Annotated in this window: 14 protein-coding genes and 2 pseudogenes; 12 read left to right on the top strand and 4 right to left on the bottom strand. The window is 63.1% G+C overall.

Going from position 1 to position 15,135, the window contains the following annotated elements; translation table 11 throughout:
* Window positions 1-358 precede the first annotated feature (358 nt).
* The 3 genes from ABQJ48_RS09385 (at window position 359) to ABQJ48_RS09375 (ending at window position 2,548) form a co-directional block, all read left to right on the top strand.
* Window positions 359-1,426, top strand: coding sequence for a DMT family transporter (locus tag ABQJ48_RS09385; RefSeq protein ID WP_367837553.1), 1,068 nt, complete (start codon window positions 359-361; stop codon window positions 1,424-1,426).
* Between the two features lie 173 nt (window positions 1,427-1,599).
* Window positions 1,600-1,803: a DUF3562 domain-containing protein gene (locus ABQJ48_RS09380; RefSeq protein ID WP_367837552.1), complete on the top strand. Its 204-nt coding sequence runs from the start codon at window positions 1,600-1,602 to the stop codon at window positions 1,801-1,803.
* A 283-nt stretch (window positions 1,804-2,086) separates the two neighbouring features.
* On the top strand, window positions 2,087-2,548 hold the full coding sequence (locus tag ABQJ48_RS09375) for a GNAT family N-acetyltransferase (RefSeq protein WP_367837551.1): 462 nt from the start codon (window positions 2,087-2,089) through the stop codon (window positions 2,546-2,548).
* A gap of 118 nt (window positions 2,549-2,666) precedes the next feature.
* Here ABQJ48_RS09375 and ABQJ48_RS09370 read toward each other — a convergent pair.
* A pseudogene (locus tag ABQJ48_RS09370) lies at window positions 2,667-3,230 on the bottom strand (MFS transporter); the annotation flags it as partial.
* Window positions 3,231-3,358: 128 nt separating this feature from the next.
* On the opposite strand from ABQJ48_RS09370, the pseudogene ABQJ48_RS09365 reads away from it, so the two are divergent.
* Window positions 3,359-4,406: pseudogene (locus ABQJ48_RS09365) on the top strand (porin).
* A 132-nt stretch (window positions 4,407-4,538) separates the two neighbouring features.
* Here ABQJ48_RS09365 and ABQJ48_RS09360 read toward each other — a convergent pair.
* Complete coding sequence (locus ABQJ48_RS09360; RefSeq protein ID WP_367837549.1) at window positions 4,539-5,522, bottom strand: IclR family transcriptional regulator; 984 nt, start codon at window positions 5,520-5,522, stop codon at window positions 4,539-4,541.
* A gap of 224 nt (window positions 5,523-5,746) precedes the next feature.
* Between ABQJ48_RS09360 and ABQJ48_RS09355 the strand changes: the two genes are divergently transcribed.
* Window positions 5,747-6,034 carry a hypothetical protein gene (locus ABQJ48_RS09355; RefSeq protein ID WP_367837548.1) on the top strand — a complete coding sequence of 96 codons (288 nt, stop codon included), beginning with the start codon at window positions 5,747-5,749 and terminating at the stop codon, window positions 6,032-6,034.
* 101 nt (window positions 6,035-6,135) lie between these two features.
* Window positions 6,136-7,824, top strand: coding sequence for an acid phosphatase (locus ABQJ48_RS09350; protein WP_367837547.1), 1,689 nt, complete (start codon window positions 6,136-6,138; stop codon window positions 7,822-7,824).
* 87 nt (window positions 7,825-7,911) lie between these two features.
* On the opposite strand, the gene ABQJ48_RS09345 is transcribed toward ABQJ48_RS09350, so the two are convergent.
* Window positions 7,912-8,586 carry a DUF4410 domain-containing protein gene (locus ABQJ48_RS09345; protein ID WP_367837546.1) on the bottom strand — a complete coding sequence of 225 codons (675 nt, stop codon included), beginning with the start codon at window positions 8,584-8,586 and terminating at the stop codon, window positions 7,912-7,914.
* 163 nt (window positions 8,587-8,749) lie between these two features.
* On the opposite strand from ABQJ48_RS09345, the gene ABQJ48_RS09340 reads away from it, so the two are divergent.
* From ABQJ48_RS09340 to ABQJ48_RS09315, 6 genes are all read left to right on the top strand, one after another.
* Complete coding sequence (locus tag ABQJ48_RS09340; protein WP_367837545.1) at window positions 8,750-9,109, top strand: DUF3564 domain-containing protein; 360 nt, start codon at window positions 8,750-8,752, stop codon at window positions 9,107-9,109.
* A 389-nt stretch (window positions 9,110-9,498) separates the two neighbouring features.
* The gene (locus ABQJ48_RS09335) at window positions 9,499-10,248 is read left to right on the top strand and encodes a DNA/RNA non-specific endonuclease (RefSeq protein WP_367837544.1); all 750 of its coding nucleotides are present in this window, start codon (window positions 9,499-9,501) and stop codon (window positions 10,246-10,248) included.
* Window positions 10,241-10,501: a hypothetical protein gene (locus tag ABQJ48_RS09330; RefSeq protein ID WP_367837543.1), complete on the top strand. Its 261-nt coding sequence runs from the start codon at window positions 10,241-10,243 to the stop codon at window positions 10,499-10,501. Before ABQJ48_RS09335 ends, ABQJ48_RS09330 begins: the two co-directional genes overlap by 8 nt.
* Window positions 10,502-10,797: 296 nt before the next feature.
* A complete protein-coding gene (locus ABQJ48_RS09325) occupies window positions 10,798-11,172 on the top strand; it encodes a hypothetical protein (RefSeq protein ID WP_367837542.1) in 375 nt (124 codons plus the stop codon).
* 312 nt (window positions 11,173-11,484) lie between these two features.
* Window positions 11,485-13,344: a dihydroxy-acid dehydratase gene (gene ilvD / locus ABQJ48_RS09320; RefSeq protein ID WP_367837541.1), complete on the top strand. Its 1,860-nt coding sequence runs from the start codon at window positions 11,485-11,487 to the stop codon at window positions 13,342-13,344.
* A 208-nt stretch (window positions 13,345-13,552) separates the two neighbouring features.
* Window positions 13,553-14,065 (top strand): Mpo1 family 2-hydroxy fatty acid dioxygenase, encoded by a 513-nt coding sequence (locus tag ABQJ48_RS09315; protein WP_367837540.1) that lies wholly within the window; start codon window positions 13,553-13,555, stop codon window positions 14,063-14,065.
* 14 nt (window positions 14,066-14,079) lie between these two features.
* Here the strand turns inward: ABQJ48_RS09315 and rarD are convergent, their stop codons facing one another.
* Complete coding sequence (rarD, locus tag ABQJ48_RS09310) at window positions 14,080-14,976, bottom strand: EamA family transporter RarD (RefSeq protein ID WP_367837538.1); 897 nt, start codon at window positions 14,974-14,976, stop codon at window positions 14,080-14,082.
* Window positions 14,977-15,135: the final 159 nt, after the last annotated feature.

Genomic DNA, 15,135 nt, shown 5'->3' with positions numbered 1-15,135 from the left:
CGAAAGCTGTTTGAAATTCGTCCCGGCCGAAGCAGGTTGGAACGCGCCGCCAGTGTCGGACTAACGCCGTAGTTTGCCGTTTTATTCCCTTAGGCGCTTAACGCTTTGTTTCGGATTATTTCCGGCTGCGCCGACGGATGTGAGCTCGAAACGCGCATGCGCATTGGCCCCCGCACGCCGGACCGGGTTCGGTGTGGTCGCCGCTGAGCCATCCACGGTCGCGCAGGCCGCGCGCCTTCATGGAATTCCGGCCGAACGGTTGTGCCGCGAAACGTAAGGTCCGCCGCGCGCGTCGGCATGGCTTTGCCGATAGCGCTATCGTGTGCGCATCATCTCCGTTCTCACGCAAGGTCCGCGCATGCGTTCTCGCCACAGCGCTGCATTCACCGCTTTGCTCGCCGCCGCGCTGTTCGGCGCCACCACGCCGCTCGCCAAAGCGCTGCTCGGATCGCTATCGCCGTTCCTGCTCGCGGGCTTGTTCTACCTCGGCAGTGGCAGCGGCCTCGCCGTCCTGATTCTGGCCCGGCGCTTCAAACGACGCGCCGCCGCCCAAGCGCAAAGCGATCACCACCGTTTTCCGTTGCGCGACGCGCCGTGGCTGGCGGGCGCCATCGCGGCGGGCGGCATCGCCGGGCCGGCGCTGTTGATGCTCGGCCTTCAGACGACGCCCGCCGCCACCGGCTCCCTGCTGCTGAATCTGGAAGGCGTGTTCACTGCGCTGATCGCGTGGATCGTGTTTCGCGAGAACGTCGACGTCCAGGTGTTTCTCGGCATGGCCGCGATCGTCGCGGGCGGCGTCGCGCTGTCATGGCGGCCGGGCGCCACCGGTCTGCCGGCCGGCACGCTGCTGCTGGCCGGCGCGTGCGCGTGCTGGGCCGTCGACAACAACCTCACCCGCAAGGTGTCGGCACACGACGCGATGTTCATTGCGTGTACCAAAGGACTGGTCGCCGGTTCGGTGAACGTGGCGCTCGCGCTGGCTTTGGGCGCGCGATGGCCGCATCTGTCGAGCGCGGCACTCGCGATGCTGACCGGTTTCGCGGGCTACGGCGTGAGCCTCGTGCTGTTCGTGGTTGCGCTGCGCAATCTCGGCACCGCGCGCACCGGCGCCTATTTCTCGGTCGCGCCGCTCTTCGGAGTAACGCTGTCATGGCTGCTGTGGCCGCAATGGCCGCCGCTGCTGTTCTGGGTCGCCGCCGCGTTGATGGCGCTCGGCGTGTGGCTGCACATCCGCGAACGCCACGAGCATCCGCACACGCACGAGCCGCTGGAGCATACGCATCGTCATCGGCACGATGCGCATCATCAGCACGAGCACGACTTCGCGTGGAACGGGATAGAACCGCACACGCATGCGCATCGCCATGGGCCGCTCACGCACGCTCATGCGCATTTTCCGGACATTCACCACCGGCATCGGCATTGACTTGGTGCACTATCCGACCACATGGGCGTTGGGCGCAGCGCAAGACAAAAATCTCTGTGGAAGCCGTCGGGCGATAGGCCGATTCAATTGGCATGCTCGCGGATCGCATCCTGTAATGGACAGCTGTTGGGGCGTTCCATCTGTTCAACCTGACGGCCCATCCGGAGAGATCCATGTCACAGCCCGAGCCCGATATAAACGAAGTGGTGAGAAGCATCGCCGAGGAAACCGACACGCCGACCGAGACGGTTTCGCGGATGTATGCGGACACCCTGGCCGATTACCGGCAGGACGCGCGCGTCTTCGATTTCGTGCCGCTGTTCGCCGCGAAGAAGGTGCGCAATCAGCTGCGCCACAGATCGGACAGCAAACACTGACACGTTGGCGCGCTGAGCGCCGCGTTTGCGATGATGCTTCGCTTGGGCGGTTGACTGGCTAGCTCACGCGAATCTCGCTGAGGCCGCGTGCCGATTGCAACCAACTGGCGGCAACGGGACGCGCAGCACATCTACGCGACGTCACCGGGGGTGACTCACGCCACTTTTTTGTGCAGCTTCATAACGAGGGTCCAGCGAGAATGGCGCGGGCCGATCGGTTAAAGTGTGGCACGTTCAGCCTCACTCATTCGATCGCAGTTTCATTCAGCAAGGAACCTCGCTCATGTCCGACTCGCTCCAGATTCGCCCCGTCACCCGCGAAGACTTCCACGCATGGCTGCCGCTTTGGGACGCGTACAACGCGTTCTATGGCCGCTCGGGCGAAACGGCATTGCCGCGCGAGATCACGGAAATCACGTGGGGACGTTTTTTCGACGGCTATGAACCGATGCACGCGATGATCGCCGAACGCAACGGCCAGTTGGTCGGTATCGTGCACTTCCTGTATCACCGCCATACGACGATGGCCGGGCCGATCTGCTATTTGCAGGACCTCTACACGCTCGACACCGAGCGCGGCAAGGGGGTGGGCCGAGGGCTGATCGAAGCGGTCTATGCGCGCGCGAAAGACGATGGCGCGCAACGCGTCTATTGGCAGACCCACGAGACGAATCAGACGGCGATGCAGCTTTATGACAAGGTGGCGGACAAGTCGGGGTTCGTCGTTTATCGCAAGGCGTTGTAAGCGGCACAGGCCCCCAGGCTGCAGGCTGCCAAAAACCAAAGGCGCACCACCCAGTGCGCCCTTCGTCTCTTTGCTATCGCGGCACTCGACATCGACCGCCCACCCAACCCAGCACAGCTCAGGCTTCCAGTTGCTCGAGCACTTTGCCCTTGGTTTCGATACCAAGAAAATGCACTGCAATCGCCGCGAGTAACGGCACGGCTGCGAGAATATAAAACGCCGCTTCCAGGTTGCCGCCGATCATCGTCTTCGAGACGATGGCCGGGGCGAAGATCGCCGCCCCCTTGAGCCACGCGCCGCCGACGCCGCAGCCCATCGCGCGGATGCTCGTCGGATATAGCTCGGGCGTATACACGTAAGCGGTAATGAAGCCGCAAGCGAGGAAGCCGAGCGCCAGCGCGCAGCACGCCGCGACCACATAGACCGACGACGCGTGCAACACTCCCGCCATCGCCAGCGACAGCGCGCACGCGACGAACGACACGTTGATGATGGGCTTGCGTCCCACCTTGTCGACCAGCAACGCGCATGTCAACGACCCCAGCACGCCGAGCACCGAAGCCGCCACCGCCAGATTCAGCGCGAGTTGCAGCGGCGCGTGATAAATCGTGCGATAGATGGTCGGCAGCCACGTCGACAGACCGTACTGGATGAAGCCGCAAGTGATCCACAGCATCGCCAGACAGCTTCGGTGCCTGGACCCCGAACTGCATTCAACCCCCTAGCAAGGATCAACGACGACAACTTCGGCGCGGGCCGAGCGTCGTTTGATGAGGAGAACCAAAGGTGAAGCACATCATTGCGGCCGGCATGGCGGCAATTTGCGCAACGACGGGTGCCTGGGCGCAGAGCAGTGTGACGCTCTACGGCAGCCTGGATGCCGGTGTCGCGTATATCAGCAACGTTGGAGGCAGTTCCAGGTGGATCCAGGAGCAGGGCAACATGCAGCCGGACCGTTGGGGCCTGAAGGGCGTGGAAGACCTGGGCGGCGGCCTCAAGGCCGTTTTCCAGCTGGAAAACGGCTTTTACACCAGCACGGGAGCATTCGCGAAACCGGGCGTGCTGTTCAATCGCCAGGCGTTCGTCGGCCTCAGTTCGGACAAGATCGGCACACTGACATTCGGCTATCAGACTCCGTTCAGTTTCGACGTGCTAGGTCCGTTGAGCACCGGGTATCTGGTCGCCAGCTGGTATGCGTTTCACCCGGGCAATATCGACGCGCTGGCCGACACGGGCGTCGTGCCGTTCGACAACTCGGCGAAGTTCCGTTCCGCGAGTTTCGGCGGCTTTACGTTCGGCGCGATGATGGGACTCGGCAACACGACCAACTTCTCGACCGGCAGGACGCTGAGCTTTGCAGTTAGTTATGCTAACGGACCGTTCAAAGCCGCTGCGGCCTATTCGAACGAGCACGACCGTACGCCGTCGATCGTGACCACCGGCATCGCCACGTTCCAGGGTGTGCCGGCCGCGACCTACGTCGCGGACAAGCTTCAGAACATGGGCGCAGGCGCGTCGTATCAGTTCGGCAAGCTGCTGGTGCACGGGCTGTACACGCGCGTGAAGCTGGAGTCGGCGGGACACTCGGACACGTTCCAGAGCTACGACGCGGGCGCGAATTATCAGTTCACGCCGGCCAATTTAGTGGCTGGCGGCGCCGCGACCACCACGCTGGCAGGACATCGCTGGACGCAGTTCATGATCGGCGATGTCTACGCGCTGTCGAAGTCGACAGTTGTATGCGAATGCGCTGTATATGCGCGCGGGTTCGGGTTCGAATGCCGCGTTCTTTACCGCGGGTGTGTCGAGTGGCCGGAATCAGACGATCTTGCTGACTGGCATTCATCACTCGTTCTGAGCTTTGGGCGTTCGGGCCGTCGGACCTATGGGCTCCGAGAAAGATGGCGCGACGCAGCGCACGAGTCCGGCCGCGTACGCAGCCGGACTTGCGAAACAGCGGAAAGACAACAACGGCTAGTTAAAAGCCAAATCAGTTTGCCGCAACTGACTTGCGGCGCGCCCGCGCCGCGGTCGGATCATCCGGCCGCGGCCGGTAGCTCAGACGCTCGGACAATTCGAGCGCCGCCTGGCAAACGGCGATGATGAGCGGTTCGCGCTCTTCCGCTTCGCCGATATCCGAACGTGGAATCGTCACGGTCAACGCGGCCGCGATCTTGCCGCTTTGATCGCGCACCGGCGCGCTCACCACCGAAATGCCGCGCTCGAACGACGCTTCGCTCAGCGCATAGCCGAGCGCGGCGCTTTCCCGCACTCTTCCATACAGTTCTTCGACGGTGGTTGGCGTGCGTTCGGTGAACCGTTCGAGCTGCGGCTCGGGATACAACTGGCGCAATTCCTCGAAGCTCAGATCGCCCATCAGCACCTGGCCGTGCACCGTCGCATGGGCGGGCAGCCGCGTGCCGACGTGCACCTTCACGGAACTGAACATCGGTTCGCGGGTTTGCGCTTTGGCGACGAACACCACGTCGCGCTGATCGCGGATCAATAGGTGCGTGCTCAGCCCGGTGGCGTCGCGCAGGCGTTCGAGAATCGGCGTGCCGACATCGGTCAGCTCGAGCGAACTCAGATATTCGAAGCCGAGCCGCAGCACCGCGACGCTCAGGCGGAAATAGCGGTCGCCATTGACGCGTTCGAGAAAGCCGAGCGCTTCGAGCGTCTGCAACAGGCGGAAGGTGGTGGTGCGCGGAATGCCGATGCGCTTTGACAATTCGGGTGCGCCGAGCACCGGCTCGCGCGCGCTGAACTCAGCGAGGATGCGCAGGCCGCGTTCGAGGCCCGGCACCAGATATGTCGATCCGCCGGCGCTCTCTTCGTCGGCGGGACTGGTGAGAACGGCTGGGGCTTGTGCGCTGTGCGCAGCGGGCGGCGAAGTGTCGTCGCGTGAAGCCGCGACGGCCGTCGCGCGTGCCTTCGTCGACTTGCGTCCCGCTCCTGTCTGCTCTTCTTTTGCCATCTTGGCTGCCGTTTCTGCTGTTCGTCATGGTCAGACAGCATGATAGCGCGAAGCGTGCGGCGCTCCGTCATCGCGCCGCCAGCGTCATGCACGACGCGCCGCGCGACAAATCGCTTTTGCTGCGCTGCCACGACGACACGCGGTGCTATGCTTTGATCGGTCCATTTGCGCGGCGCAGCGACACCGCCGCGTTCTCGCTGCGCCAAGCGTATGGAGGCCACGTCATGTCCGATTCCATTCAGATCAAGGTTGCCGATTCGCATCTTTATCCGGGCTGCGCGGTGCGTATTGCGCATCTGCCCGAGGCCACCCGCGGTGCGGCCGCGGTCGTCGAATTTGCGGATGGCTCCGGCGCGCGCGCCACCTGCAATCTGCGCGCGCATGACGAACTGGAACTGACCGTCGACGGTTATGCGACGCAAAAGCGTCATCCGGTGAATGCGCGGCATTGGCTGCTGCTCGCCGTCGACGCAACGCACCACAGCTGGCGCGTGAAGCGTCGACTGCCTTAGACCGTGAGCCCGGCCCGCCTCTTCGCATCCGCAACCGGTGACGGGCGAGCCGAGTGCACGCGGCACTCAGGCGCCCGCTCAACAAACTTCGGAACCTGCCGATGACCCACCACGATTCCAGCCTCCCGCCCGGCGACGACCGCAACGCTCCCGACGATCCCGAACGCCGACGTGTCCTGACCGGTCTCGCGGCGGTCGGCCTGGGCCTCGCGTTGACGGGCTGCACGACCGAACATGGCGCGGTGAGCAACGCGCCGCCGCGCAGCGCCGCGGACCTGCGGCTCGACGCCGCGCTGCACGACCAGGTCAAACACATCGTCGTGATCTACGCGGAGAATCGCAGTTTCGCCAATCTGTACGGCAACTTCCCGGGTGTCCAATATCCGCTCGACGCGGTGAGCGCCGAGCGCTCTCTGCAACTCGACCGCGACGGCAAGACGCCGCTGCCGCGCTTGCCGGCTATCTGGGGCGGGCTCGTGCCGCAAGCGCAGGTCGTCGACGGCCGCCGTTACATGATTGGCCAGGACGATCTCGATCACTTGCGCAACCGCCCTTTCCAGATCGCCGACGCCCACGGTGCGCCGCTGCCGACCGGCGTGATCACGCGCGACCTGATTCATCGCTTCTATCAGAATCAGATGCAGATCAACGCCGGACGCAACGACCAGTTCGCGGCGTGGGGCGATTCCGGCGGTCTCGTGATGGGCCACTACCACAATTCCGCCGACTCGCTGCGGCTGTGGAATCTCGCGCAGCAGTACACGCTGTGCGACAACTTCTTCATGGCGGCTTTCGGCGGCTCGTGGCTGAACCACATCTTTCTGATCTCGGCGCAGGCGCCGTTCTATCCGGATGTGCAAAACGGCCCGGCGAAAAAGCTGGTTTCGGTAGTGGAAGGCGACGATCCAACTGGCACGCGCCTGAAGCCGGCGGCGGATTCGCCCGCGTCCGCGCTCGACGGTCCGCCGAAGTTCGTCAACGACGGCTTGTTCACTGCCGACGGCTATGCGGTCAACACCATGGCGCCGCCCTTTCAGCCGAGCAACGTGCGCCCCGCCGAAGGGGGCGATCCAGCCTTCGCCGACCCGTCGAATCCGCGCGTGCTGACGCCGCAGCACTATGCGACGATCGGCGACCGGCTGACGGACAACGGCGTGGACTGGGCGTGGTACAGCGGCGCGTGGCAATACGCGCTGCAGCATCGGGAGACCGGCGCGGTGCCCGACTTCCAGTATCACCACCAGCCCTTCAACTACTTCGCGAACTACGCGCCGGGCACCGCCGCGCGGCGCACGCATCTGCGCGATGCGGGGCTCGGCAGCGACGCGTCGTCGAACCATCTGATCGCGGATATCGACGCGGGGCGCCTGCCCACCGTCACGTTCTATAAGCCGCAAGGCGATCTGAACATGCACGCGGGGTACGCGGATGTGGCCTCGGGCGACCGGCACATTGCCACGGTGGTCGAGCACATTCAGCGCGGCCCGCAGTGGGCCAATACGGTCGTCATCGTCACCGTCGATGAAAACGGTGGGTGGTGGGATCCGGTTGCGCCACCCCAGGGCGACCGCTGGGGTCCTGGGTCGCGGATTCCGGCGCTCGTGATTTCGCCGCTCGCAAAGAAGGGATTTGTCGATCACACGGTGTACGACACGAATTCGATTCTTCGCTTCATCAGCCGCGTGCACGGATTGGCGCCGCTCGACGGCGTGCTTGCGCGCGATCGCGCGTTTGCTCGCAATGGCCTCGCGCCGCTCGGGGACTTGACGGTGCCGCTGGATCTCGCGTGAATGTTTTGTTTGGCGGGCTGTGCATCGGTCGCTGTCTACGATGCCTCGGGCAAGCGAGGTTCGCAAACCATCGCGTCTCATTGCGTCTCATTGCGCGGCGGCATGCAGCTTCGCGATCACCGCATCCGCGATGTCCTGCGCGGTCTTGCCAATCGTCTTCTTTTCGTCGCCGCGCGCCATCACGAACTTCGCCGCGATCACATAAGGATTCAGCTTGATCGCGGCACCCGGCAAGTTCTCGCCGCCGGCTTCTTCGATTGTCTGGTAGAGCGGCGGCAATCCGGCGGCGCTCAGGCTGTCGCACGAAACCGCCACCTGAATGTCGTTCTGCCCGGCGCCGAGCCCGACTATCGCGCGCCGCACGCGATTGCCGTCGTCGACGCTCAGAAACACACCGCGCACTTGCCAACCGACGCTTGGCAATGGCTGTCCCGGCGCGACACGGCGCGCATCGGCGCCGCCTTTGCGCAGGTTTTGCGTCAGCGCGTCCGCCATCTCGTTCACGATGTGCCTTGCGTGCGCCTGCGGATTCTTGTCCTGCCCCATCGCTGCGGGTCCGCTCGGCAGCAAACCGCGCAGCCGACGCACGCGTTCGCCCGCGCCGCTGTCCGGGGTCAGGTTCGCCACGTCGAGGTCGAAATCGGCTACATAGACGACCGGCGGCGGCGCAGCAAACGGTGCGTTATCCGCTGCGATGCCTAATGGCGGCATCGCGCTCAGCCACGTTACCAACACTGTGAACGGCAGAAATCGACGCAGCATCGCACGCCTTTGCGAACACCGAAGTGACGGCATCTATCGTACAGGCAGCTGCCACGCAGGTGCGGCTTTTTCACGCACGACAGCCGTCAGCATTTGCCTTGCATAACGCGCGGCGCGGCATAGACTGATAAAGCAGTGACTTCGCAATTTGTACGGGACTGCCATGCGACTAACCATTCTGATCAACGGTTCTGATCCCACCGTTAGCCACGATTACGCCGTGCTGTGGCTCGACACCGAGCAGCATAGGTGGTCGAGAGAGGCACATCAAGGGATCGATCTGCCCCCGTGGGGTGAGCTGCATGACGAGGACGGCGTAACCACGCTATGCGCACCGAGCGCCGATGCGCCGCTGTGTACGCTGCGGGGCTTGCACGTCGACCGCAAACAACAAGTCAGCGCGGCACAAGGCGCCGCCGCGTGGACTGCCCTGCCGACCCGCGCGCAGGCAAAAGGCTTTTGGCGGCTGCAAGCCGTCGACCGTCAAACGGTATGCGCCGAAAACAGCGTATTCGGTAATTAGGTTTTAGGTTTTTTCCTCACCCGTCTTTGATCGGTCGAAAATTCCATTGGCGAGGGAACGTGCGCTCGCTGATGCCAGGCCAATTTCGTTCGTGCGCTTTGACACATATTTTGACTCTGGGCTGTTCGCGCTTAAGCCGATCTTAAGCATGCGTGAGTAGAGTCGAAAGTCCACGCATTAGGGTCGCTGCAAAGCGGCCCATTTTTTTTGCCCGCGCATTTTTGCGCGTGTCCTTTGGCGGCTTTCATTTGCCGCGCGCCGCTGTCATTTTCGTTGCGACGTGTCATCGGCGCGTGCGCTTTGTTGATTGCATCGGCCCCACATTAGGGGTCGCTCGATCCAGGCTCGCAACGATATACTCGCAGCCCCATCCTTCGAACGATCGACACATGAAGCAGTGGCTTGCCTGCCTGTTATTCGCCCTGGCCGCTCATGCGAGCGCGGCGCCCTCGTGCACCCAGTTCACCCCGAATGCGCAATGGCCGGTTCTGAGCAATCAGAAGATGGCGCCCAAAACGCGCATGCTTTGCTATAGCGATTTCGCGGTGCTCCATTCGGGTATTACGCACGGCCCCCTCTGGTCCGCCGAGCATCTGACGCGCGATCATATCGACGCCGCCAAAGACATGGTGCGCACCAACAAGTTTTTCGAAGATGCGCGACTGCCCGAAGGCGAAGGCGCAACACTCGCGGACTACAAACGCAGCGGCTTCGATCGCGGCCATATGAGCCCGGCAGGCAACCGCTGGAATCAGCAGGCCATGGCGCAATCGTTCTCGCTCGCCAACGTGGTGCCGCAGAATCGCGAGAACAACCAACGGCTGTGGTCGCGCATCGAAACAGCGGTGCGCAGGATCGCGCTGGCGTACGACGATACTTATATCGTCACCGGACCGATCTTCAACGGCCAGCAGTTGCAGACCATCGGACCGACGCGGGTGTTCGTGCCGACGCAATTGTTCAAGGCCGTCTACGTGCCGTCGCATCAACTCGCGTTCGCGGTGGTAGTCAACAATGTCTCGACCAATCGTTACGACATCAGGACGATTCACGAACTCGAAACAGCATCGGGGATCCGTTTCCCGGGCATTCCGGAAAACCTCAAAGACCAGCGACCGGGAGGACTGAAAGGTGTTTAAACCCTATTCGAACGATGACGACGTGCTCAACATTCAGGGCGATGCGCTCACGCTAAGCAATGGCACCACGCGTGTGGTGCTGAACGGCACGTTGGAACTGACCCGCGACCAACGCGGACTGAAAGCGGCGCTTGCGCTCAAAGAGGCGGTGGATGCGATTGTCGCCAGCTTACAGGCTCAAACCGATCTGCCCGCGAAGATCAAAGAGGAGCCGGACGCGACGCCAGGCATCGTACAAAATCCGTTTAAGTGATGCGTGAAGGCGTTTAGTCTGAACCATGTAATGCGAAGGCGGAAGGGTTGCTCACCTCCGCTCTTTATCTTCGGCCTTCCGTCGCGCGCCGCCTTATCGCTGCATCTCAGCGCGAATGCACTCGCGTCTAAAGTACCGCCCCGCCCCACGTTGATTTAGTACGCCGACATGTTTCGGCGGTTACGTTTTGTCACCAAAGCATCGTCAACTGCGGGCCTCCCCTCCACGTTAAACCGGCAGCGCTGAAAAAATTCAGGCGCGCCAGAAGGTCTACCGGTTCTACAAGGAGTCACACCATGAAGACGCTTTTCGCCGCTCTCGCTTCCGCTTTGCTCGTGTCGACCGCATTTGCTCAAACGGCCGCACCGTCCACCGCACAGTCCGCGCAACCTGCACAGCCCGCGCAAATGCAGAGCGCCGGTCAAGCGAATCTGAAGGCGAACACCGCCGTGCAATCCGGTGCGACTGACGGAGGCGCAGCTGCCACCAAGACGCCGGCCAGGACCACGAAGGCGCATGTGAAAAAGACTTCCGCCACGCATACGGCCAAGACGCACAAAGCAGTGAAGAAAACCAGCGCCGCAAAGCCCGCAACAAATAGCGCGAAAGAGGCCAGCAATGCCCCGGCAAAAGCCGACGGCGCACAAACCGACACGACAAAGACGCAATAACATGGGGTCGGTTTCGGCATGTAGCGGCCACGCATGACTGGGGAATCGAAGCCGAACCATGCCGTTCAGGGAGGGCGAGTCGCATGACTCGCCTTTTTTTATTCTTCTTCCAGGCGCGCACAAAGTGGCGCTTGCTGACGAGTACATCACTGACAGCGCTGCGCGGAACCGGTCCGCAGCAGGGGCCGGTGGGTATGGGATAATGCGCCGCTTGCCCAAAGCGCGGCTCAAAAGGTTGTTCGCACGGGCGCGAGAGCGGCCTCTATTCGCGTGGCCCACTTCCTTTCTGCGATATTTCATTACCAACCCACAATGCCCGCATACCGTTCCAAAACTTCCACTGCCGGCCGCAACATGGCGGGGGCACGCTCGCTGTGGCGCGCCACCGGCATGAAAGACGAAGACTTTTCCAAGCCGATCATCGCGGTGGTCAATTCGTTTACGCAGTTCGTACCTGGCCACGTGCACCTGAAGGACCTGGGGCAGCTCGTCGCGCGCGAGATCGAGGCAGCCGGCGGCGTCGCCAAAGAATTCAACACCATCGCGGTCGATGACGGCATCGCGATGGGTCACGACGGCATGCTCTATTCGCTGCCGAGCCGCGACATCATCGCGGACTCGGTGGAATACATGGTCAACGCGCACTGCGCCGACGCGATGGTGTGCATCTCGAACTGCGACAAGATCACCCCCGGCATGCTGATGGCCGCGATGCGGCTCAACATTCCGGTGATCTTCGTGTCCGGCGGCCCGATGGAAGCCGGCAAGACTCGCCTCGCCAATCCCGTCACGAAGACGCTCGAGTTCAAGAAGCTGGACCTGGTGGACGCCATGGTGATCGCCGCCGACTCGGCCTATTCCGACGCCGACGTCGCCGAAGTAGAACGCTCCGCCTGCCCGACCTGCGGTTCGTGCTCGGGCATGTTCACGGCCAACTCGATGAACTGCCTCACCGAAGCGCTCGGCCTGTCGCTGCCGGGCAACGGCACGGTAGTGGCCACCCACGCGGACCGCGAGCAACTCTTCAAGCGCGCCGGCCGCCGCATCGTCGAACTGGCCCGCCAGTACTACGAGCAGGAGCAGGCGTCGATCCTGCCGCGCGCGGTGGGCTTCAAGGCGTTCGAAAACGCGATGACGCTGGACATCGCGATGGGCGGCTCGACCAACACGATCCTGCATTTGCTGGCCATCGCGCGGGAAGCGGAAATCGACTTCACGATGACCGACATCGACCGCCTGTCGCGGACCGTACCGCAGCTGTGCAAGGTCGCGCCCAATACCAACAAGTACCACATCGAAGACGTGCACCGCGCGGGCGGCATCATGGCGATCCTCGGCGAGCTGGAGCGCGCCGGCAAGCTCCACACGGACGTGCCCACTGTGCACGCCGCCACGCTGAAGGACGCGCTGGATCAGTGGGACATCACCCGCACCCGTGACGAAGCCGTCAAAACCTTCTACATGGCTGGCCCCGGCGGCGTACCCACGCAAGTGGCGTTCAGCCAGAATGCGCGCTGGCCGAGCCTGGATCTCGACCGTGCCGAGGGCTGCATCCGCTCCTACGAACATGCGTTTTCCAAGGAAGGCGGCCTCGCGGTGCTGACCGGCAACATCGCGCTCGACGGTTGCGTCGTCAAGACGGCGGGTGTCGACGAAAGCATCCTCGTGTTCGAGGGCACGGCTCACGTCACCGAATCGCAGGACGAAGCGGTGGAGAACATTCTCAACGACAAGGTCAAGGCGGGCGACGTGGTGATCGTTCGTTACGAAGGCCCGAAGGGCGGCCCCGGTATGCAGGAAATGCTGTATCCGACGAGCTATATCAAATCGAAAGGTCTTGGCAAGGCTTGCGCGCTGCTGACGGATGGCCGCTTCTCGGGCGGCACCTCGGGGCTGTCCATCGGCCACTGCTCGCCTGAGGCTGCAGCGGGTGGCGCCATCGGCCTCGTTCGCGACGGCGACAAGATCCGCATCGACATTCCGAATCGCACGATCGACGTCCTGCTGTCCGACGAGGAACTTGCGCGCCGCCGCGAGGAGCAGAACGCCAAGGGATGGAAACCGGCCAAGCAGCGTCCGCGCAAGGTGTCCGCTGCGCTCAAGGCGTATGCGAAGCTGGTCATGTCGGCTGACAAGGGTGCAGTGCGCGACCCGGCGCTCCTGGACGATTGATTGATGCTGAGGCGGCCCGGTGCCCGACCGCTCTACAAAGCCGCTCTTCGGAGCGGTTTTTTTATGCCGGTGAGAGGCGGCGACGTATTGATCGCATCTGCCTGGCGGCCGAGCTTTTGGATCGCATCCGCGCGAGATCGACCGGCTGCCCGCTGGTTTTAAATTTCGCGACCCACGGTTATGCTCACTTCGACGGAGGAACGCCATCATGAGAACGCTGACGCAACAACTGTCGCAATACGCGGCTTACCATCGCGACCGGCGCAATATCGCCACGCACTTCATCGGCATCCCGCTGATCGTGCTCGCATTGGCCGTGTTGCTGAGCCGTCCCGCTTTCACGATGGGCGCCCTGCCAGTGAGCGTGTCGGCCGCGTGGCTGCTATTCGCCGCATCCACCGTCTACTATCTCTCGCTCGACGTGCCGCTCGGCTTCATGATGGCATGCGTATCGGCACTTTGCGTCGCGTTCGGCGAGTGGCTCGCCAGGCAATCGACGCTGGCGTGGGCCGCCACCGGCATCGGACTCTTCGTCATCGGCTGGCTGTTCCAGTTCATCGGCCACCTCGCGTATGAACATCGCAAACCGGCCTTCGTCGACGACGTGATCGGCCTGTTGATCGGACCGCTGTTCGTGCTCGCGGAAGCGTTGTTCGCTATCGGCTGGCGCCCCGAGCTGCGCGACGCAATCGACGCGGACCGGGCGGCCGCGCATCGCTGATCGTCGCGGGCAATTCAGTTCGGCGCGAGCCGAACGAGGCGAACGCCATGCAAGGCCGTGAACGCGACGGCGATCCAGATGGGGATATAGGTGGCCAGTTGCGCGGCGCTCAGCGATTCGCCGAGCAACGTGACCGACACCAACACGAGCAGCACCGGCTCGACATATCCGAGAATGCCGAACAGCGCGACGGGCAACAGACGGCTCGCCTTCAGGTACGACGCCAGCGCAATCGTGCTCAACGCGCCGAGACCCGGCAGCAGCAGACACCACATGTCCGCGCGGCCGGCGATCGCCGTCAGCGAACCGCCGCTCACGATGAACACTAAAGCCACCGGCAAGAGCAGCGCCATTTCCATCGTGAACATTGCCAGCGAATCTTCATTGATCTTGCGGCGCAACGCGAGGTACGGCGGATAGCCGAGTGCGACGAGCAACGTCGGCCACGAAAATGCGCCCGTCATCCACAGTTCGTGGCCGACCCCGACCGCCGCGCAAATCACCGCCAGCCACTGCAATCCGTCGAGGCGTTCCCGATAGCCAAAGCGACCCACCAGCACCATCGCCAGCGGTAGCAGAAAGTAGCCGAGCGACACTTCGAGCATCCTGCCGTGCAGCGGCGCCCACAGGAACACCCACAGTTGCGCACCGAGCAAAGCCGCGCTCACGATCATGGCCACCGCGAGCTTCGGCTCTGTCACCATGCGGTAAGCAAGCCGGCGCAGAATCGGCAGGCGCTTGCGTAACGCGACGAGCAGCAGCGCACCCGGGACGGTCCATACGATGCGCCATGCAAAGATATCGAGCCCGCTCAGCGGCGCGAGCAAGGTCGCGTAGGCGGACAGCAAGGCAAACATCGCCGACGCGCCAACGGACAACGCAATTCCGCGCCTGGGTTCATACTGCGTCATTGCGCGGCCTGTTGCGCAGATGTTCCGCGTTCAACGCGAGCATCGGCGCGGCGGTCGGCACGGCAGCATTCGCTCGCGGCGTGGGTTGTTGTCATGGGTAGCGAGATCTCACAAGCGGGCAGTGCGAATCGGACAAGCGCTGCATTTTCGTTTGCAACC

It is taken from the genome of Paraburkholderia suaedae, from assembly GCF_040812055.1.
GTDB lineage: Bacteria > Pseudomonadota > Gammaproteobacteria > Burkholderiales > Burkholderiaceae > Paraburkholderia.
The sequence above is the reverse complement of the archived record's forward strand: the minus strand, read 5'-3'. Positions and strand labels throughout refer to the sequence as shown.

What these genes read in the sequence shown, in the direction of transcription:
- ABQJ48_RS09375 (WP_367837551.1), top strand. Translation starts at nt 2,087, where the DNA reads ATGTCCGACTCGCTCCAGATTCGCCCCGTCACCCGCGAAGACTTCCAC.
- rarD (WP_367837538.1), bottom strand. Translation starts at nt 14,976, where the DNA reads ATGACGCAGTATGAACCCAGGCGCGGAATTGCGTTGTCCGTTGGCGCG.
- ABQJ48_RS09360 (WP_367837549.1), bottom strand. Translation starts at nt 5,522, where the DNA reads ATGGCAAAAGAAGAGCAGACAGGAGCGGGACGCAAGTCGACGAAGGCA.
- ABQJ48_RS09335 (WP_367837544.1), top strand. Translation starts at nt 9,499, where the DNA reads ATGAAGCAGTGGCTTGCCTGCCTGTTATTCGCCCTGGCCGCTCATGCG.
- ABQJ48_RS09340 (WP_367837545.1), top strand. Translation starts at nt 8,750, where the DNA reads ATGCGACTAACCATTCTGATCAACGGTTCTGATCCCACCGTTAGCCAC.
- ABQJ48_RS09325 (WP_367837542.1), top strand. Translation starts at nt 10,798, where the DNA reads ATGAAGACGCTTTTCGCCGCTCTCGCTTCCGCTTTGCTCGTGTCGACC.
- ABQJ48_RS09385 (WP_367837553.1), top strand. Translation starts at nt 359, where the DNA reads ATGCGTTCTCGCCACAGCGCTGCATTCACCGCTTTGCTCGCCGCCGCG.
- ilvD (WP_367837541.1), top strand. Translation starts at nt 11,485, where the DNA reads ATGCCCGCATACCGTTCCAAAACTTCCACTGCCGGCCGCAACATGGCG.
- ABQJ48_RS09315 (WP_367837540.1), top strand. Translation starts at nt 13,553, where the DNA reads ATGAGAACGCTGACGCAACAACTGTCGCAATACGCGGCTTACCATCGC.
- ABQJ48_RS09345 (WP_367837546.1), bottom strand. Translation starts at nt 8,586, where the DNA reads ATGCTGCGTCGATTTCTGCCGTTCACAGTGTTGGTAACGTGGCTGAGC.
- ABQJ48_RS09350 (WP_367837547.1), top strand. Translation starts at nt 6,136, where the DNA reads ATGACCCACCACGATTCCAGCCTCCCGCCCGGCGACGACCGCAACGCT.
- ABQJ48_RS09380 (WP_367837552.1), top strand. Translation starts at nt 1,600, where the DNA reads ATGTCACAGCCCGAGCCCGATATAAACGAAGTGGTGAGAAGCATCGCC.
- ABQJ48_RS09355 (WP_367837548.1), top strand. Translation starts at nt 5,747, where the DNA reads ATGTCCGATTCCATTCAGATCAAGGTTGCCGATTCGCATCTTTATCCG.